Raw genomic sequence first — 18834 nt, 5'->3', positions numbered from 1 at the left:
AGGTGTGGATTGGTCACTGCTCGTGCTTCTGTTGCGCTTCTTTCGCTTTTGGGGGCCATTAGGATGCAGCTGGTCATTTCGCTATAAAGGCGATTAGCCTTCGGCTCAGTTCGGTCTTGTTTTTTTCTTAGAAAAGGCTAACTTTATATCAAAATCAATAATATAACGATCAACCAAGCAAACGGAGTTTTATTATGAACAAAAAAACGATTGACGATCTCGATCTTAAGGGCAAGCGCGTATTGGTGCGCGTAGATTTCAACGTGCCGTTGACCGAAGACAGAAAGGTGGCGGACGACAAACGCATCGTTGCGGCGTTGCCGACGATTCAAAAGATCATTAATGACGGCGGCAAGGCAATACTGATGTCGCATCTCGGTCGGCCGGACGGCAAAAAGATGCCGGAATTTTCCCTCAAGCCTGTTGCCGAGAAACTGAGCGAACTGCTCGGCAAACCGGTGACCTTTGTGCCCGACTGCGTCGGCCCGGAAGCGGAAAAAGCCGTCGCGGCGATGAAGGAAGGCGACGTCGTTCTGCTTGAGAATCTGCGCTTTTATCCCGAAGAAGAGGGCAAAAAGGACGGCGTCAAGATGAGCAAAGAAGAGCGGCAGTGGTTCATCGACGCTTTGGCCAAGCTGGGCGACGTCTATATCGATGACGCCTTTGGAACGGCGCATCGGGCGCATGCTTCAATGGCGGGTGTACCGCAAAAGCTGGGCGGCGGCGCGGCCGGCTATCTCATGGCCAAAGAGCTTGAGTATTTCGCCAAGGTACTCGAGAATCCCGAACGGCCGCTTTTGGCGATTTTGGGCGGCGCCAAGGTTTCGGACAAAATTGGCGTGATCGAAAACCTGCTCGAAAAAGTCGACAGCCTGATTATCGGCGGCGCCATGGCTTATACTTTTCTGAAAGCCAAAGGGGTGTCGGTGGGCAAATCGCGTGTGGAAGAGGATTTTATTGATAAAGCAAAATCCTATTTGGAAAAAGCAAAAGCCAAGGGTGTAACACTGTTACTTCCGGTTGATCACATCGTCGCCTCCGAGTTCCCGAGCGGAGAGAGCGGCGTCGGTGAGCTGGTGGACGGCGAAGCGATCCCCGATGACAAAATGGGGCTCGACATTGGTCCCAAGACGCTGGAGCTGTTTAAATCCGAGATCAAGAAGGCGAAAACGATCATTTGGAACGGCCCGATGGGCGTGTTCGAAGTCAAGGGCTTTGAAAAGGGCACCTTCGGCGTGGCCGAGGCCATCGCGACGTCCGGCGCGGTTTCGGTGGTCGGCGGCGGCGATTCCGCCAGTGCCGCGAAAAAGTCCGGCTATGCCAAGCAGTTCAGCCATATCTCCACCGGAGGCGGCACAGCCCTCGAGCTGATGGAAGGCAAAGAGCTCCCCGGCGTTGCGGCGCTTAGCGACAAATAATGAACAATCAGCCTCCGAGGTTGTTAAGGCTTCGGAGGCTTTTTTCTGTTTTTAAACCCCTCTGCTCTTTGCAAAAGAGCAAACCGGTTCGCCAAAATCAGCTCTAAATTTTAATCGACCTCATAAAACTGCAGACTGACTCAAATCTATTTTTTGACGGTTTTTTCATTGCCTTCCAAAATACGATTATTGTCAAGGGACTAACTACATATTAGGAGTTTATCATGCTGAAAAACCTGATGTTGTTTTTCACTTTCTGTGTCGTACCCTTGTTTGCGGAAACACCTCTTTACCTCGACGCTTCTCAGTCCGTTGAGGCGCGCGTTGAGGATCTATTGTCCCGCCTGACGCTCGATGAAAAAATTTCACTGATTCACGCCAACAGCAAATTTACCGTCGCGGGCGTTGAGCGGCTGGGTATTCCCGAACGCTATCTGTCCGACGGCCCGCACGGCGTTCGACAGGAGATCGGCCCGCACAGTTGGGCGCCCGCCGGACGCACCGATGACTATGCAAGCTATCTTCCGAACGGCACGGCGCTGGCTTCGACTTGGAATCCGGAGATGGCGCTAGAATTCGGAAGGGTTCTGGGCAGCGAGGCAAACGCGCGCGGTAAGGCGGTCATCCTTGGACCGGCAGTCAATATTCAGCGTACCCCGCTGTGCGGCCGCAATTTCGAGTATTTCGGCGAAGATCCCTACTTGGCCTCTCAGATTGCCGTGCCGTACATTCGCGGCGTACAGGAGCAGGATGTCGCCGCCTGCGTCAAGCATTTTGCCGTCAATAATCAGGAGGTGCAGCGCGGCTGGATCAGTGTCGAGGTGGACGAGCGGGCGCTGCGCGAGATCTACCTGCCCGCCTTCGAGGCGGCGGTTAAGGAGGGCGGTGTGCTGACGGTGATGGGGGCTTATAATAAACTGCGCGGCCAACACTGCTGTCATAACGACTATCTGCTCAATCGCATTTTAAAGGGCGAATGGGGTTTTCAGGGGTTGGTCATGTCCGATTGGGGAGGTACGCACGACACCCGCGAGGCGGCGTTCAACGGACTTGATCTGGAAATGGGTACTAATAAGCGATACAACGAGTATTATTTGGCAGATCCGTTCAAAGCCTTGCTGGAGAGCGGCGAGATCCCGATGAGCGTTGTGGACGACAAAGTGCGCCGCAATTTGCGTGTTATGTTTTTGACCAAACTTTTCGACGCGGACCGAAAGAAAGGCGCCCTCAACGATCCGCAGCATGCGCAGTCGGCTTTGAAAATTGCCCGCGAGGCCATCGTGCTGCTCAAAAATGACGGCATTTTGCCTTTGAAAGCTGAAAATCTGAAAAACATTGCCGTCATCGGCGAGAACGCGGTGCGCAAGCAGGCGCCCGGCGGCGGAAGTTCGGAGATCAAGGCGCTGTACGAGATCACGCCGCTCGAAGGCTTGCTCAAGGCGGTCGGAGGCAAGGTCAATGTTGTTTTTTCCATGGGCTACGCTGAAAAGGGCGGAGAAGACTTGATCGGCAAGGCAGTCTCTGCAGCCCGAAGTGCTGATGTTGTACTGGTTTTTACCGGCTTGAGCCATTATAACCATGGTGATGCTGAAGGCACTGATCGTTTCGACATTACTTTGCCGTTCAGTCAGGATTCCCTGGTTCAGGCGATTGTTAATGCCAATCCGCGTACCGTCGTGGTCAACATCAGCGGCTCTCCGGTGGCCATGCCGTGGGCGGATCGGGTTCCGGCCATCGTGCAGGCGTGGTACAGCGGCATGGAGGCTGGAACCGCGATCGCCGATGTGCTGTTCGGCGCCGTCAATCCCTCAGGCAAGCTGTGCTTTACCTTTCCATACAAGCTGAGCGATTCCCCGGCGCACGCACTGAAAGCCTATCCCGGCGAAAAAGGCGTCGTAACCTATACAGAAGGCATCTTTGTCGGCTATCGCTGGTATGAAAAGGAAAGCATACCGGTCTTGTTTCCATTTGGACACGGACTTTCCTATACGCAGTTCGATTACTCTGACCTCAAAATTTCGCCGCAAAAGGACGGTACAGCGGTTGTCAGCGTCAAAGTAAGCAACAGCGGTTCAGTGGCCGGAAAGGAGGTTGTACAGCTGTATCTTGGTGCGCAAAAGAGCAGCGTGCCGCGCCCGCGCAAGGAACTAAAAGCCTTCGCCAAAGTCCTTTTAAATCCCGGCGAAAGTCAAATTGTAACGCTTACTCTTGGCAAACGCGCCTTTGCTTTTTACGATCCGCAAAAAGCGCAGTGGATTGCCGAAAAGGGCAGCTATGATGTGTATGTCGGCAGTTCATCGCAGGATATTCGGCTCAAGGGCGTAATAACCCTGAAGCGGACAATGACTGTTGACTGAAAATGGGCAAAGCAAAAAGGCCCTGCAAAAGAGGGCCTTTTTGCTTTAATACGGGGGCTTACTTGAGCAGCGTCATTTTTTTGACGGCTTGAAAATTGGGCGTCTCAAGTTTATAGAAATAGACGCCGCTTTCCAGGTTGCCTGCGTTCCACGTGATCTGATGGGTTCCGGCGGCAAACTCGCCGTCCGCTAGGCAGGCGACTTCACGGCCGTTCACATCAAATATGCGCAGGCTGATGCGGGCGGTTCTCATCAAGGTAAATTCGACGGTCGTTTGCGGATTAAAGGGATTGGGATAGTTCTGCGCCAGTGCAAAAGCAGCCGGCGCAGTCGGCTTTTGATCGACTTGAACCTCTTTGCCCAGCATCCAGGCGACGGCGTTCAAATAGACCTTGGTGCCCTCCGGAGTCAAATTGAACATGCCCCAACCGTGATCGGGATTGGGAGGCGAGAGGGTGCTCTCGCGGGTGGCGCACTGCAGCAAGAGTCGCTTGCCGCCGGCCGTTTGATCGGTCATGTCGTGAAAGAAAACTCCCGCAGGCCAATAGATAATCCAGGGGGTTCCGAATTCGGCTGTTGAAGCAATGACTTCTCCATTGCCGGCATCCGGGGTATTGCAAAGCGAGGTGTGGCCGCTGCCGACCTCCGCGTCAAGAAATTCAAGCTGATTGTTTTCACCCAACGTTACCCCGGCGAACAGCGGATGGTCGGGTTTGTCGACGTACATAAGAGGGGCGCCGCTGTTACCGTCGCCGAGCAAATTCGAATCCATGAGCCACTGCCAGCGGCTGGCGCGGGAGAGATAGGCCGAGAAAAGGATCAACGGTTTTGAAATCGAGTTCCATCCGGCCGGATCGTTATAGTCGCCGCTGCTCAGCGCGCGACTGACAATGATCAGATCGGCGGACTCGAGAATGTCTATTTGTTCGTCATTAAGTGGAACGCCTTTCATGGTATCATCCTGGCGCTCCACTTCGTACCCTTGCTGAGTGAGCAGATCGACCCATTCCTGATCCCACGGCTGTCCCCAAGGCGCAAATTGTCCCGATGAAACAAAGACGATCTTTTCGGCTGCCGCATCGATGGGAATTAAAAAGGGCAGCAACATCAAGAAAAGCAAAATCCTTTGCAACTTGGCCATCTGTTCCTCCTCTTTTTAAATAGACTGGAAGTCGTTAACATGATTTGATGTGTATAAAGGTAAAAAAAATATTAAATGCAAGCAAAGGTTAATTAATGTATATTTTTTATAAAATCGGAGAATTGAGCCGAAGTGAATTTCGGCGTATGTAGGGCGAGATTTATCTCGCCGAAAATTTCGAGCCGAAATAAATTTCGGCGTACGTAGGGCGAGTATGTAGGGCGAGATTCATCTCGTCAAAATTTGTGGCCGAAATAAATTTCGGCCTACATAGGGCGGGATTTATCTCGCCGAAATTTAGTGCCGAAATAAATTTCGGTCTACTTAGGGCGAGATTTATCTCGCCGAAAATTTCGACCGAAATAAATTTCGGCCTACGTAAAGCAGGAATCATTCCCCGGCAAAATAATTTAACCACTCAGTAAAAATGGCTGTTTGGTATAAAACTATGTTTCCAATAATCCTAAAGACAAATCAGTAGCAACATAAGTAAAACGCCAATCCTGCCAATGCTTGAAAAGTCCTGTCCTAACCGGATTATCTGCGATATAAAAGACGATTCGCTCTAACTCTCCTCCATCACGGGCCAGATGATCATAGCTTTCGTGCTGCCAAAATTTGCCGCTGCGCGCAAGGGCTTGATTGCAGAGCCGAGAAGTGCACCCCTATAGTAATCGCAAGGTGTCTGTAAGGGGATAATCGACTGTTTTTCCTTGATGGTCGGGTAGGGCGGCAAAAAAAGAGGTGTCGATAAGCAGATGAATGTGGTTGGGCATGATGCAAAAAGCTTTCAGGTCGTAGCGTAGGCCGCTAAAAGCGCGGATGTTCTCGGCAACAATGGCGGCAATTGCATCATTGCGAAGCCAAGTTGGACTATCGGTCAGGCAGCGGTCAAGCCAAGAGTCGAATTGAGCGAAATAGATTTTTTGCGCCTCCTACAGCTTTTTTTGCCTGGCAGGACCAATGAAATTGTTAATGATTTCTCGGCATCGATGCTCTTTCTCCACCTGTAACTGTTTAAGGATATTAAGCGGCAGCGAGTTTACCGGCCTAAATGTTATGAAATATTGGGATCCTGCCGGAATCCAATGGGGGAGTTTTCGGTGGTAAAAGGATTTCATGGGCTGACAAGCAGTTTGGTTGATCTAATTAAATGTAACAGTTATTGGATGGCATTGAATTTATTGCGTCCCCTGGAATTATAAGCAAAATAAATTACGGCCGATGAGAGACTTGATTCATACCGCTAGTTTGGGGCCGAAATAAATTTCGGCCTACATAGGGCGGGATTTATCCCGCCAAATTTGGGCCGAAATAAATTTCGGCGTACGTAGGGCGGGATTTATCCCGCCAAGAATCTGGGCCGAAATAAATTTCGGCCTACTTGAATACTTTTTTCAAGCTTCCCCAGGCGCTTTCGAAACCTTGACGCAACGATTCCCAGGCTTCCTCGCCGGCTTCCTGGATTTGTTTCAAGCGGCTCGCCGCTTCTTCTTTTTTGCTTTGCAGCTCGGCAATTTGCGCTTGATATTTCTGCTTCAACTCAGCACTTGCACTCTGCGCTTCGGATTCAAGGCGGCTGATTTCCTGGTCAAACTCGTCCAGCTTTTCCTTCATTTTGGCGATAAACTCTTCCCGTTTTGTCATGGTCGTTTGCTTCTTATTTTAGTTGAAAAAAAAAGTATTTTGGGGCTTGCTGTCCTTTGCATATCGGAAGGTCTTTATTTTCATCACTCATTCGATAAGCCGATACGACCTGCAGTGTCAGTCCATTTCCGCTTTCGGACAATGCTGCAGGTAAATCGCTTTGGCCTTTTTTGCGCTTGGAGCGGCCGACCCGACAAAGTCCTCCACCCGCAATTTTTTCACTCGAACCGCTTCGATGCCGTGGGTGAAAAACGGCGGCAAGCCGTCCCCCCAGTTCAGCTGAATATTAGCAAAGCGGGCGTCAATAATATCCTGCGCCAAAAGGCCGGGCAAATCACGAGCAAAAACGGCATCTTTGAGGTCTGCCGTCGGCCGCAGGTCGATGTTGCCGCCGTAGCTCAAGGTATGCCTGCCGGCGACAATGGTCAGATTTATATTTTCCAGTTGGATGTTGCGCAGCGGCTGCTGCGGTGTGCCCCAGAGCACAATGCCTGCTTCACTCTCGGCAATGATGTTATGAAAACGGATGTTCGAAACGGCGCCGACGGGGATCTCCTTATTTTGAGCAATAGCGGAAACGTGAATCGGCTCTCCGGCCCCCCACCAGTGTCCCGTATGCAGCCGCGTGCGGATGACGATGTTTTCAAATTGAATATTCTCGATCGAACCGGCATCGCGTGCAAAGACGCCGAGGCCGCGGTTTGAATCGTAAATGACCAAGTTGCTGAACAGGCAATTGCGGATAGGATTCTGCCCGTACCCTACACGGACGCCTGCGGATCGCGACTGCAGCGTGCAGTTGGTCACTACAACGTTTTCTGCATATCCGGTTTTGTTGCCGATGGTTCGCTGCGGATAATCGAGCAGCGAACGGCTGTCGTCGCCGTGCTCGTCGATTTCGCTGCCGAATCCCGAGACGATGATGCAGTCGTCGCCGGCGCGGATGTCGCAGTCGCTGATGCGCACATTGCGGGAAGTGGTGCAGTGAATGCCGTCGCTGTTCGGAATCAGAAGGTTGTTGAGAATGGAAATGCCGTGCACCAACACGCCGTCGCAATCTCCGATGCGAAAAGTCCACGAAGGCGAGTCGCGGAAGGTGAGGTCGCGGATCGTTACCTGCTCGCTGCGGAGAATGACCACGAGCATGCCGGGTCGATCATCATAAGCGATCGGGCCGTCCTCAATTCCCGCGGAAAAATCCATATACTTTTCGCCTTGCCGGGTGTATTGGCGGTCGAAATCCGGTCCCCAATGCGGACGATTCGGGTCGAAAAAGCAGGTCCCGTTGCCGTCGATAATTCCTTGGCCGCTGAGCGTAATGTTGCGCGCCTCGTAGGCAAAAATCAACCCGCGTTTGCGGCCCTCCAGCTGATAGTCCTCGACTCTATTACTGCCTTTCAAGACAGCACCGGCTTCCAAATAAAGCTCTACGTTACTCTTTAACTGCAGCGAACCGGAAACGAAAACTCCGGGTGGAATAACGACGCGGCCGCCGGCAAGCGAAGCGGCATCGATGGCCTGCTGGACCACTGCGGTATTAATGGTTTTGCCGTCTCCTACGGCGCCGAAATCAAGGATGTTATACTCTGCTGCCGGAATGATCGAAGACAATAACAAAAAGACAAGCAGATATCTGTTCATGATCATTCCTCCATTTTATTTTAATAAATTTAACAGATTATGACGGTAAAAGCAATTCATTTTATTCGGTTTGGGTTGTGAAAAATATAACAATTATGACGAAATAATTTTAAATATGAATGCGATAATGCAAAAAAAAGCTTGCATATTTACCAAAAGCATCCTAATTTGTGAAAAAAAGAGCAAAATTACAGTTTTAAATTGCCTGAAGAGAGAAAAATAGAACAATTCGAGATTCCCAAGCCGGCGGTGGCGCGATTGTGTTTGGTCTATCGTCTGCTCGAAGAACTGCAGGCGGAGGGATGCGTCACGGTCTCTTCAACGCAGCTGGGTGAGCGGCTGTCGATGAATTCGCACAACCTGCGCAAAGACATCAGCTACATCGGCGAGGTCGGCAATTGGGGCGCAGGGTACGAAGTAGCGCGTCTCAAGCAGGCAATCGGCGAAAAGCTCGGCTTGGCGCGCAGGCGGGCCGCCTGCGTGGTCGGTTTGGGCGATTTGGGCCGGGCAATCCTGGATCATGCGCAGCGGCATCCGGGCGCTTTTATTATGGCGGCGGGATTCGACTCGAACATCAACAAGATCGAGACGCTGAAAAGCTCGGTGCCGTTGTTTCCGGCCTACCAAATCCCGGAAGTCGTACGCAGGCTGCGAATCGAGTTGGCGGTGATTACGGTGCCGCCGGCGGCAGCGCAAAAGGTCGCCGACCTGCTCGTGGAAGGAGGCGTCCGCGGCCTGCTCAACATGACGCCCGCCGTCATCAAGGCGGCGCGGCCCGAGGTTTTTTTGACCAATCTCTGCTTGACCGATGAATTGAACATGTTGTCGGCTTTAATTACTTTGAATACAAAACTCTAACCTCACATCGAAAGGAGTGCGTTATGGCAAGGGTGTACAACTTTTCCGCCGGACCGGCTATGCTGCCGGAGCCCGTTCTAAAAAAAGCAGCCGAGGAAATGCTCGATTACAAAGGAACCGGCATGTCGGTCATGGAGATGAGCCATCGCGGCAAGACTTATGAGGCCATTCATAAGGAAGCCGAGGTTCTTCTCCGCGAGCTGATGAACATTCCCGACTCCTATTATGTGCTCTTTCTTCAGGGCGGCGCTTCAACCCAATTTGCCGCCGTGCCGCTGAACTTGCTGAACGGAAGCGGAGTAGCCGACTATGTGCATACCGGCGCCTGGTCGAAAAAGGCCATCAGCGAAGTGAAAAAGTACGGTAAAGCCAATATCGTCGCCTCTTCCGAGGACAAGAATTTCAGCTACATTCCGGATTTGGATCCGGCGAAATTCACCCCGAATGCCGATTATTTTTACATCGTCACCAACAATACCATCGAGGGGACACGCTATACCAAGCTCCCCGATACGGGCAATGTGCCGTTGGTGGCCGACATGTCTTCGAACATTCTCTCCGAAGTCGTCGATGTGACCAAGTTCGGCGTCATCTTTGCCGGTGCGCAAAAGAACATTGGACCGGCGGGCGTCACCATCGTCATCGTGCGCAAGGATTTGGTCGGCAAGGCGCGCGACATTACCCCCACCATGCTTGATTGGAAACCCATGGCGGAAGAGTCCTCGCTCTATAACACGCCGCCCTGCTACGCCATCTATATTTCCAAGCTGGTATTCGAATGGCTCAAAGGACTGGGAGGTGTGCCCGCAATTCAGGCCATTAATGAAGAAAAGGCAAAGATTCTCTACGATTTTCTCGATCAGTCCGACCTGTTCAAGTCGCCGGTAGCCAAAAAAGACCGTTCGATTATGAATGTGCCCTTTTTAACCGGCAGCGACGAGCTCGATGAAAAGTTCATCAAAGAAGCGGCGGCCGAAGGTTTGGTGACGCTGAAAGGGCACCGCTCCGTCGGCGGTATGCGCGCCAGCATCTATAATGCCATGCCGGTCGAGGGAGTGAAAAAGCTCGTCGAATTCATGAAAAAGTTCGAACTTGCCAACAAAAAACAATAGGGAGACGCGCCATGTTCAAGATCAAAACGCTGAACAAGATTTCTCCGCTGGGCCTGGAAGTTCTGCCGCGCGCCGACTATGAGATTTCTTCGGAAATTGCAAATCCCGACGCCATCATTGTGCGCAGCTTTAACATGTTGGACATGGAGCTGCCGCCGTCGTTAAAGGCGGTGGCGCGCGCCGGCGCGGGCGTCAACAACATTCCCATCGACCGCTGCACCGAACGCGGCATCGTCGTCTTTAACACTCCAGGCGCCAATGCCAACGGCGTCAAGGAGCTGGTGATCTGCGGCATGCTGATCTCCTCCCGCAAAGTGGTGGAAGGCATCAATTGGGCAAAAACCTTGATCGGACAAGGCGATCAAGTGCCCAATCTGGTGGAAAAAGGCAAGGCGCAGTTCGAAGGTCCGGAAATCAAAGGTAAAACCCTCGGCGTGATCGGTTTGGGCGCCATCGGCGTGCTGGTAGCCAACGATGCGGTGGCGCTGGGCATGCGGGTGCTCGGTTATGATCCCTTTATTTCCGTCGATCGCGCTTGGGGACTGTCGCGCGCCGTCGAAAAAGCCCTTTCCTTGGACGACTTGCTGGCCCGTTCCGATTATGTCTCGATCCATGTACCGTTGACCAACGACACCAAAGGCATGATCAACAAAGATAAATTTGCGGTCATGAAAAAGGGTGCGCGTCTGCTCAACTTTGCACGCAACGGCTTGGTCAACAACAGCGATCTGAAGCAGGCCATCGCCGACGGCATTATCGCCTGCTATGTGACCGATTTTCCGGATGAGGAACTGCTGCAGATGGAAGGCGTGATCGCCATTCCGCACCTCGGCGCCTCCACGCCGGAATCGGAGGAAAATTGCGCCATTATGGCCGCACAGCAGGTGAAGGACTTTCTCGAAATGGGCAACCTCCGCAACTGCGTCAATTTCCCGGATTGCGAGCTGCCCTTTACCAGCAAAGCGAGGGTGATCATTATCAACCGAAACGTACCGACGATGATGGGCAAAATGACGGCGCTGTTTGCCGAAAAGAACATCAACATCGCCAATATGATCAATCGGCATAAAGGCGATTATGCCTACAATATCATCGACATCGACGCCGACATCGAAGAGGCCGACCTGGAAGCTTTGCGAAAAACCGACGGCATCATCATGGTGCGGCTGCTGAAGGCAAAAAAGTAAATCGCTGCTGATAAAAAAAGGCGCTTCAAATGAAGCGCCTTTTTTATTGACCAAATTTTTTCAGCCTAAAGCCGGCTCGGATCGATCACCACATGTTTGATGCTCTGGCGGTTCCAGGTGTAGAGAATGTGCACCAGGCCGTCGCGAGTTTGTATGACGGCCGGATAGGAATACTCGCCCGGTGCTTCCTCCAGACGAAGTACTTTTTTCCATGCAGTGCCGCGCTTGTTGCCGATGGCTACAACCAGAGGCGTACGACGCTGCTTGTCGGCATTGTAGACCAAAAGATGCCGACCGTCTTTGAGATCGATGCCGTCGATGGCCGAGTTGGGATTGGGGAATTTCGTTCGCTCCATGTAGCTCCACGTTAAGCCGCCGTCTTTGGAAAAGGAATCGACGATGAATCCCTGCTTACTGCGGCATAGAGCATGAATGCTGCCGTCCTTGTAGCGCAGCAGCGTGGGTTGAATGACCTGCCAACTCTTCGGTTTCGGCAGCGGGCCGACCGTGCGCCACTTTTTGAGATCGGAAGTCAAGTGCATGACCACTTCCCAACCGTTTTTTTCGCGGCTGGAGCCGCAGAGGAGGGTGCCGTCCGCAAGTTCCATCGGCTTATTCTTGATCGGTCCCAACACACCCTCCGGCAACGGTACGGCTTCGCTCCAGGTAAAACCCTCGTCGGTTGATGTCTTGAGCACTGCGCGCCAGTCGCTGGGCGAGGAGCCGATCTTGTAGAACAACAGCAGCGGTCCCTGTCTGGGCTGAAAGAGCACCGGATTCCAACAGGCAACGCGCCCGCTTTCGGTGATGCCCTCGGCAATCAAAGTCGGTTCACTCCATCCGGAAGCCGTCAGACGCGCCGACCAGATGCCGACATCCTCGGCCCCTTCTGCGCTGCCGCCGTACCAGGCGGCAAGGATGCCCTCGCGGGTTTCCACCAGCGTAGCAGCATGACACATGGGTGTAGGAGGACCGTAGGGCGGGAAAATGAATTCGGCGCTCAGGTATCCCCGTTGATGCTCGATTCTCACTTCGCGGCCGAAAATTGGTATCGATAAGGCCGCTCCGGCGGCAAAAAAGACGGCAAATAAACGCATCTTCATGGCAAATTCCTCTCTGTTAATCCGGACGATACCGACAGGTTTTAACGGCGCGGCGCCAACCGGCGAGCAGCGCCTCGCGCTTTTCGCGACTCATGGCCGGTGAAAAAACGCGATCATCATGACTTTGTTCTTCGATCTGATCGGGGGTTTCCCAAAACTTGACGGCGAGTCCGGCCAAATAAGCGGCGCCCAATGCCGTCGATTCGATCTGTCGGGGGCGACGAATCGGCAGGTCGAGGACATCGGCCTGAAACTGCATGAGAAAATCGTTTTGCGCTGCGCCGCCGTCCACGCGCAGTTCGTTGATCGGCAGGTCGGCGTCTTGGCGCATGGCCTCGATGACGTCACAGCTCTGATAGGCGATCGCCTCCAGTGCGGCGCGGATCAGGTGCTCGCGTTTGGCGCCGCGCGTCAGTCCGACGATGACGCCGCGCGCCTCCATGTCCCAATGCGGAGCACCCAATCCGACGAAAGCGGGCACCAAGTAGACGCCGTTGGTGTCGGGAACGGCGCGCGCCGCCGCTTCGCTGTCGGATGCCTTTTCGATCAGCTTCAGCTCGTCCCGCAGCCACTGGATCGCCGCGCCGGCGATAAAGACCGATCCTTCTAAGGCATAGTTGGGTCGACCGAGCTCATCGCAGGCGATGGTCGTCAAGAGTCCATTGCGCGAATCGACCAATTTGTCGCCGGTGTTCATCATGATAAAACAGCCGGTGCCGTAGGTATTCTTGATCGTTCCGGCGCGCGTACAGCCTTGACCGTAGAGCGCCGCCTGTTGGTCGCCTGCAATTCCAGCGATGGGGATTTCGCGACCAAAATCGCCGTTGGTCGAGGTAAAGCCGAAAACCCCGCTCGACGTTTCGATGCGCGGCAGCATCGCGCGCGGCACGCGAAAGATTTGCAGCAGCTCTTCATCCCACTGTTTATTGTGGATATTGTACAACAGCGTGCGCGAGGCGTTGGTATGATCCGTTGCATGTACGGCTCCGTCGGTCAGCTTCCAAAGGAGCCAAGTGTCGATGGTGCCGAAGAGCAGCTCGCCCGACTCGGCGCGCGGGCGGGCGTTCGGCACGTGGTCGAGAATCCAGGCGATTTTCGTAGCGGAAAAATAGGGATCAATGACCAGCCCGGTTTTGGCGTGAATGTGCGCTTCGAAGCCGCGAGCGCGCAGCTCGGCGCATTGATCCGCGGTGCGACGGCATTGCCAAACGATGGCGTTATAGATCGGCTTACCTGTTTTGCGGTCCCAAATCACCGTCGTCTCGCGTTGGTTGGTGATGCCGATTCCGGCGATGCGATGCGGTTCGACGCGACCGTCCGTCAGCGCTTGGGTGATCACCCGAAGCGTGGTCTGCCAGATTGCCTCCGCATCGTGTTCCACCCACCCCGGGCGCGGATAAATCTGCGGGAACTCGCTGTATCCGCGGCCGACAATTTCTCCTCTGCGGTCGATGAGCAGCGTTGTTACGCCTGTCGTGCCTTCATCAATGGCCAGTATGACTTTGTCCATTTGCACTTCTCCGGTTAGAAAAAGATGTTGCGCACTTCAAAGGAGACGCCGGCGACGGAAAATTTATAAAGCGTAGAGGACCGAAAAACTTGTTCAGGATTGAGGACGGTCGAAGGAAAGTTGGCGTGGTTCGGCGAATCGGGAAAATGCTGCGTTTCGAGGCAAAAGCCGTGGAACGGTTGATAAACGGCGCCGTCCCTGCCCGCAAACCCGTTCATGAAATTGCCGGTGTAAAACTGCACGCCGGGTTCGGTCGTAATCACATTCAAGACGCGGCCGCTGGTCGGCTCAAAGACCGTGGCCACATGCTTGAAGGTGCTGGCTTCGTCGAGAACCCAGTTGTGATCATAGCCGCCCGCATATTTGATCTGGGGATGATCGTCATGAATATGCGTGCCGATGGCCTGCGGCCTGCGAAAGTCGAACGGCGTCCCCTCGACGGGCGCCAGTTCGCCGGTGGGAATCTTGGTCTCGTCGATCGGCGTGTAGCGCGAGGCGTTGATCTTGATGAAATGACCCAGTACGTCGCTTTTTCCCGCGTCCTTTAGATTGAAATAAGTGTGATTCGTCAGGTTGAGCACCGTCGGTTTGGTGGTCGTTGCCTCGTAATCGATCTTGAGGCAATTGTCGGCACGCACGGTATAGGTTACCTTGACCGTTAACCTGCCGGGATAACCCTCTTCGCCGTCGGCGCTGATATAGGTAAAGGCGACCGCTTCGCCTTCCTTGCCGATGAACGGCTCGGCTTTCCAAATTTTCTTATCAAATCCTTCTTTTCCGCCGTGCAGATGGTTGGGGCCGTTGTTCACTGCCAGAGTGTACTCTTGGCCGTTGAGGGAGAACTTGCCTTTAGCAATGCGGTTACCGTAACGGCCGACGATCGAGCCGAAACGGGGATGACGGAGGTAACCGGCCAAAGAATCAAAACCGAGGGTAACTTCTGAAAACTGTCCCATGTTGTCGGCGACCTTTAGCGAAATGAGCGTCGCGCCATAGTTCATCACCTTGGCCGTCATGCCGTTGGCATTTTTAAGAGTATAGACTTTAACCGCCCGGCCGTCCGGCAGCTTGCCGAATTTTTCCACCGGAATCGGCGATTTTTTACCGCATCCGGCCATCGAGAGGCAAATCAAACTCAGAGCCAACCAACGCCTAACCATTTTCATAGTCGATCTCTTTCCTTTCGCTCCGTTGATTCTAATACCGAAAAAGAAAATTCTCCGCGACAACCACCATCGGCACCGCCCCTGCATTCTCGTTGCGATAAACTCCGAATTCGAGGAGACGTTTACCATCCTTCCAGGTATTGCCGAGTAGGCGGACGAAATGCGAAGGGTCCGGCACCGCAAGCACAATCAAGTCATAATCGTAACGATCGAATTCCCACGTCGTCAGTTTTTGCCAAGCTTCATTCAGCGGCAGGTCCTTTGCGTCGGCGACTTCCTTCCAGCAGGGACGGTCAAAGGCGCATTCAAGAAGAAAATCATACCGACTGTGGTGAGCGACAAGTTCATAGCTGCTTTTTCGTTTGCCCTGTGGATCGTCGACGGCTAAGGAAACGCGATACACCAATTGCGATTCCGCCGTAGGCGAAAAATCGCGGGTGCAGGAAAAGAGCAGGGGAAGAATCAAGAGACCAATAAAGCTTTTACGCCGAATGATGTTTAACCTGCTCATGTGTTTCACCCTATTTTATTGGTTCAGACTGCCAATCCGTTCGTGGTCTGAGTGCATACAGCTTGTCGTTCCGCCGCAGCTTGACGTCAAACGGCAGCGTGACATCGTCTCCTTTTTCGGCGCGCTCGGCCGGCCGCTCGTTCACATATAACTCGCGAACAATGCGCTCCTGGTATCCCGTCGTCGGCCCGATGACGGCGATTTTGTCACCCAATTTCAGCTCACCGTTTTCGATGGCGAACTGCCCGACCTTCGGCTTGGCAAAATAGTTGACCACATAACCCAAATAGACTTTTTGTTCCGTAGCCGCAGAGCCGTATCGGCCTGACCACCTGCCTTCTTCGCGTCCCAAATAATAGCCGCCGTGCCAAAAGCCGCGGTTGTAAACGGAAGCCAGTTCGGCTGTCCATGCTGCGATCTTGTCCGCTGTATAGGTTCCGGCGATCACAGCGTCGACGGCCTCGCGATAGGCGCGCGTGGCATGATAGACATATTCCGCGGACCGGCCTCGGCCTTCGATTTTAAAAATGCGCACGCCCGCATCGATCAGCTTGTCCAGGTCGCCGATCATGCATAGGTCGCCGGGCGACATGACGTAGCGGTTGCTAATAACCAGCTCGCGGCCGTTATCCTCATCGACGACACGATAGCTGCGTCGACAAGGCTGCAGGCATTCGCCGCGATTGGCGGAATGACCGCTGGTTGCCAAACTCATACCGCACAAGCCGGAGACCGAAATGCACATGGCGCCGTGTACAAACAACTCCACGGCGACCAGGTCGCCGCGCGGTCCTCGTATTTCCTGCCGTTCGATTTCAGCAATGATTCGCCGAATCTGCTCGAGCGTCAACTCGCGCGCCAAAACCATGACGTCCGCGTATTGCGCAAAGAATTTAACCGCAGTCAAGTTGGAAATATTCGCCTGAGTCGACAGGTGCACGGAAAGATCGAGTTCACGGGCTGCAGTGACGGCGGCAATGTCCGTGGCAATGACGGCCGAAATGCCCGCCTCTTTGGCTGTCCGACAAATCCGCCTCACCTCCTCCATCTCTTCATCGTAAAGAATGACATTGAGCACCAGGCAGCTTTGCGCGTTGTTGCGCCGGCAATAATCCGCAACGGCAGGCAGATCCTGCACGGCAAAGGATTTTGCCGCTCGGGCGCGCATGTTCAGCCTGCCGACGCCGAAATAGACGGCATCGGCGCCGGCCTGTACGGCAGCCCGCAGGCTCTCCCAGGATCCTGCAGGCGATAGGATCAGCGGCTTTTTGCGTATGCTGCCCATTTGGCTCTATCCTCTCAAGCGGCCGGTACAGGGGTACAATACGGCCCCTCGGGAATGACGCAGAACGACCGTTTCTCAGCCGCCAGGCGGTCGATCTCGGCCTGCAAGGCTGCGGCGACGCTCGTCACCGCACGCCCATTAACGGAAAGCTTTTCGAGGACCTCCTGCGGCAGTGCATCGGTGAAGAACAGGATGTTTTCGCGGCCGATTTTAGCCAAGGCGCGCGTGTGCATCTGGTGCTGCCATTGGTCTTTGATCACTCGATCGGTCGCGGCAATATCGGACAAAAACTGCCGCCAGTCGTCGGCGTAGCGGAAAAGGATTTCCTGATATTCACGGCTGCCGATGCCTTCGCGGCAGCCGCCGACGGTAAGAACGACGCCTTGCGGCTTGACGGCCGGCAGGGCGCAGACAAAACTCTTGGTGCACTGATAAAAGGTGGTATCGAGCGGATAACCGGCGCTGCAGGTGACCACAACATCGTGTTCTTTTACCTTCGGCGCGGCGTGAGCTTCGACGAAGCGGCAGGCTTGACGATGAGCGGCATCGAGTTCGCCGGCAAAAGCGGCGACAACCCGGCGTGCTTCGTTGAGTACGACATTGATGGAAAAATCGACGCCTGCCGCCTGCGCGACCGACAGAGCTTCGAGATGACAGGGATTGTCGTCGAGTCGGGCAGCCGTGCTGTGCGGGTCGGCGAGCATCGCATAGCCGTGAAAGCGCTGCAGCGTTTCCAACGAGGCCAGCCCTGGGCATACTGCTTTGCGGCCGCCGGAAAAACCGGCCATGTAGTGCGGTTCGACTAAACCGGTGATCAAGCGAAATCCCGCCTGCACGAAACGGCGGTTGAGTCGGATGGAAGCGCCCGAGCGGCTCTTGGCCGGCAGCTGCACCAGATCATCCGCCGACGCATCGTGATCGAGAATGCGATAGTTGCCTGCAATATCCTCACCGAACATTGCCGATCGTTCCTCGGATGTGCTGGGACGATGCATGCCCGTCGCGATGAGAAGGCAGATTTCTTCCTTAGAAGCTCCTTCTTCATGCAGACGGTTGAGAAGCTGCGGCAGAAAGGATGAATAGGGGATCGGGCGGGTAACGTCCGAGACCACAATGACGACCTCACCTTTTCTGCGTCGGGAAAGAGCTTCCGACAACGTCGGCCCTGCAATAGGCCGCTTGCAGGCCTGCAGCACAAGCTCGGCAGCTGTAGCCGAGGGCGGCGGATAGGTCGTGCGCAGTACCGTTGCATCATCCGGCACATTAATCTCGATGGTTGTTTTGTCATAAAGCAGTGGAATGCGCATGGCTCCTCACTTTATGGAAGGAAGGATGAAAAAACGGCGCATGGTTCGAAGTAAAAGCAGGGGGAACTGCGTTCACGATGCGCCGAACGGCCGGGTGGGAGCGAAATTCATACTGCAGGAACCGACGGACTGCCGATCGGTTCCAACCGCGCGGATGTTCAAAGTCGGTGTACAGCGAAAGATCGCCTTCGGAGAAAGAACGCACAGCATAGTCGCCGGCAGCGGCGCTGTGACTAGGCATGTTGAAAATCGCCGCATTGAGTCCACAAATGCTATCAGCATGCTCGACAACAAATTGAAGAGTTTTCCGCGCCGATTCCTGGTTCTCCCAGGGGGTGCCGAAAAGTAGATAAACATAGGCGCCGATGCCCGCTTTTTTGAGACAACGCAGCGCGGCGCCGGCAGTGCGCAGATCGATGCCCTTTTCCATGGCGTCCAGCACGGCCTGATCGCCTGACTCCAGTCCGAGTTGGAGCATGACGCAGCCGTTATCACGAAGGCGATGGACAAACTCCTGATCCGCCAGCTCTTCTGAAAAGCGGACGTAACCATACCAAGGAGCGGGAAGCGGTTCCTCGGCCAATCGCCGCA

At 54.1% G+C, this 18834-nt stretch carries 15 protein-coding genes; 5 read left to right on the top strand and 10 right to left on the bottom strand.

Annotated features, from left to right (window positions below):
* Nucleotides 1-194: 194 nt before the first annotated feature.
* Together ONB24_14015 and ONB24_14010 are read left to right on the top strand one after the other, a co-directional pair.
* The gene (locus ONB24_14015) at nucleotides 195-1418 is read left to right on the top strand and encodes a phosphoglycerate kinase (protein ID MDZ7317230.1); all 1224 of its coding nucleotides are present in this window, start codon (nucleotides 195-197) and stop codon (nucleotides 1416-1418) included.
* A 224-nt stretch (nucleotides 1419-1642) separates the two neighbouring features.
* Nucleotides 1643-3775, top strand: a complete 2133-nt coding sequence (locus ONB24_14010; protein ID MDZ7317229.1) for a glycoside hydrolase family 3 C-terminal domain-containing protein — start codon at nucleotides 1643-1645, stop codon at nucleotides 3773-3775.
* A gap of 58 nt (nucleotides 3776-3833) precedes the next feature.
* On the opposite strand, the gene ONB24_14005 is transcribed toward ONB24_14010, so the two are convergent.
* From ONB24_14005 to ONB24_13995, 3 genes are all read right to left on the bottom strand, one after another.
* Entirely contained in the window at nucleotides 3834-4916 is a 1083-nt protein-coding gene (locus tag ONB24_14005; protein ID MDZ7317228.1) for a T9SS type A sorting domain-containing protein, read from the bottom strand.
* A gap of 1380 nt (nucleotides 4917-6296) precedes the next feature.
* Nucleotides 6297-6563 carry a hypothetical protein gene (locus ONB24_14000; GenBank protein ID MDZ7317227.1) on the bottom strand — a complete coding sequence of 89 codons (267 nt, stop codon included), beginning with the start codon at nucleotides 6561-6563 and terminating at the stop codon, nucleotides 6297-6299.
* A 117-nt stretch (nucleotides 6564-6680) separates the two neighbouring features.
* Entirely contained in the window at nucleotides 6681-8204 is a 1524-nt protein-coding gene (locus ONB24_13995) for a glycosyl hydrolase family 28 protein (protein MDZ7317226.1), read from the bottom strand.
* 201 nt (nucleotides 8205-8405) lie between these two features.
* Here ONB24_13995 and ONB24_13990 point away from each other — a divergent pair, with 201 nt between their 5' ends.
* The 3 genes from ONB24_13990 to ONB24_13980 are packed head-to-tail and all read left to right on the top strand — an operon-like array spanning nucleotide 8406 to nucleotide 11361.
* Complete coding sequence (locus ONB24_13990; protein MDZ7317225.1) at nucleotides 8406-9062, top strand: redox-sensing transcriptional repressor Rex; 657 nt, start codon at nucleotides 8406-8408, stop codon at nucleotides 9060-9062.
* A gap of 23 nt (nucleotides 9063-9085) precedes the next feature.
* Nucleotides 9086-10174 carry a 3-phosphoserine/phosphohydroxythreonine transaminase gene (gene serC, locus ONB24_13985; protein ID MDZ7317224.1) on the top strand — a complete coding sequence of 363 codons (1089 nt, stop codon included), beginning with the start codon at nucleotides 9086-9088 and terminating at the stop codon, nucleotides 10172-10174.
* Between the two features lie 11 nt (nucleotides 10175-10185).
* A complete protein-coding gene (locus ONB24_13980) occupies nucleotides 10186-11361 on the top strand; it encodes a phosphoglycerate dehydrogenase (protein MDZ7317223.1) in 1176 nt (391 codons plus the stop codon).
* A 65-nt stretch (nucleotides 11362-11426) separates the two neighbouring features.
* On the opposite strand, the gene ONB24_13975 is transcribed toward ONB24_13980, so the two are convergent.
* The 7 genes from ONB24_13975 to ONB24_13945 all read right to left on the bottom strand — a co-directional run.
* On the bottom strand, nucleotides 11427-12464 hold the full coding sequence (locus ONB24_13975) for an exo-alpha-sialidase (protein MDZ7317222.1): 1038 nt from the start codon (nucleotides 12462-12464) through the stop codon (nucleotides 11427-11429).
* A 16-nt stretch (nucleotides 12465-12480) separates the two neighbouring features.
* Entirely contained in the window at nucleotides 12481-13974 is a 1494-nt protein-coding gene (glpK, locus tag ONB24_13970) for a glycerol kinase GlpK (protein ID MDZ7317221.1), read from the bottom strand.
* Nucleotides 13975-13988: 14 nt separating this feature from the next.
* Nucleotides 13989-15140, bottom strand: coding sequence for a galactose mutarotase (locus tag ONB24_13965; GenBank protein ID MDZ7317220.1), 1152 nt, complete (start codon nucleotides 15138-15140; stop codon nucleotides 13989-13991).
* A 31-nt stretch (nucleotides 15141-15171) separates the two neighbouring features.
* Nucleotides 15172-15651 (bottom strand): hypothetical protein, encoded by a 480-nt coding sequence (locus ONB24_13960; GenBank protein ID MDZ7317219.1) that lies wholly within the window; start codon nucleotides 15649-15651, stop codon nucleotides 15172-15174.
* Between the two features lie 10 nt (nucleotides 15652-15661).
* Nucleotides 15662-16936 carry a U32 family peptidase gene (locus ONB24_13955; protein MDZ7317218.1) on the bottom strand — a complete coding sequence of 425 codons (1275 nt, stop codon included), beginning with the start codon at nucleotides 16934-16936 and terminating at the stop codon, nucleotides 15662-15664.
* A 14-nt stretch (nucleotides 16937-16950) separates the two neighbouring features.
* Nucleotides 16951-18243, bottom strand: coding sequence for a nickel-dependent lactate racemase (gene larA, locus ONB24_13950; GenBank protein ID MDZ7317217.1), 1293 nt, complete (start codon nucleotides 18241-18243; stop codon nucleotides 16951-16953).
* The coding region (locus ONB24_13945; protein MDZ7317216.1) for a radical SAM protein at nucleotides 18221-18834 on the bottom strand (614 nt) is incomplete at its 5' end. The genes ONB24_13945 and larA, both read right to left, overlap by 23 nt.

The sequence above is a fragment of the candidate division KSB1 bacterium genome, assembly GCA_034505495.1.
Lineage (GTDB): Bacteria > Zhuqueibacterota > Zhuqueibacteria > Residuimicrobiales > Krinioviventaceae > Fontimicrobium_A.
Note: the sequence above shows the minus strand (reverse complement) of the source record. Positions and strands in the feature narration are given on the sequence as shown.

Coding starts and splice junctions, on each gene's coding strand:
- ONB24_14015 (MDZ7317230.1), top strand. CDS start 195: ATGAACAAAAAAACGATTGACGATCTCGATCTTAAGGGCAAGCGCGTA.
- ONB24_14010 (MDZ7317229.1), top strand. CDS start 1,643: ATGCTGAAAAACCTGATGTTGTTTTTCACTTTCTGTGTCGTACCCTTG.
- ONB24_14005 (MDZ7317228.1), bottom strand. CDS start 4,916: ATGGCCAAGTTGCAAAGGATTTTGCTTTTCTTGATGTTGCTGCCCTTT.
- ONB24_14000 (MDZ7317227.1), bottom strand. CDS start 6,563: ATGACAAAACGGGAAGAGTTTATCGCCAAAATGAAGGAAAAGCTGGAC.
- ONB24_13995 (MDZ7317226.1), bottom strand. CDS start 8,204: ATGAACAGATATCTGCTTGTCTTTTTGTTATTGTCTTCGATCATTCCG.
- serC (MDZ7317224.1), top strand. CDS start 9,086: ATGGCAAGGGTGTACAACTTTTCCGCCGGACCGGCTATGCTGCCGGAG.
- ONB24_13980 (MDZ7317223.1), top strand. CDS start 10,186: ATGTTCAAGATCAAAACGCTGAACAAGATTTCTCCGCTGGGCCTGGAA.
- ONB24_13975 (MDZ7317222.1), bottom strand. CDS start 12,464: ATGAAGATGCGTTTATTTGCCGTCTTTTTTGCCGCCGGAGCGGCCTTA.
- glpK (MDZ7317221.1), bottom strand. CDS start 13,974: ATGGACAAAGTCATACTGGCCATTGATGAAGGCACGACAGGCGTAACA.
- ONB24_13965 (MDZ7317220.1), bottom strand. CDS start 15,140: ATGAAAATGGTTAGGCGTTGGTTGGCTCTGAGTTTGATTTGCCTCTCG.
- ONB24_13960 (MDZ7317219.1), bottom strand. CDS start 15,651: ATGAGCAGGTTAAACATCATTCGGCGTAAAAGCTTTATTGGTCTCTTG.
- ONB24_13955 (MDZ7317218.1), bottom strand. CDS start 16,936: ATGGGCAGCATACGCAAAAAGCCGCTGATCCTATCGCCTGCAGGATCC.
- larA (MDZ7317217.1), bottom strand. CDS start 18,243: ATGCGCATTCCACTGCTTTATGACAAAACAACCATCGAGATTAATGTG.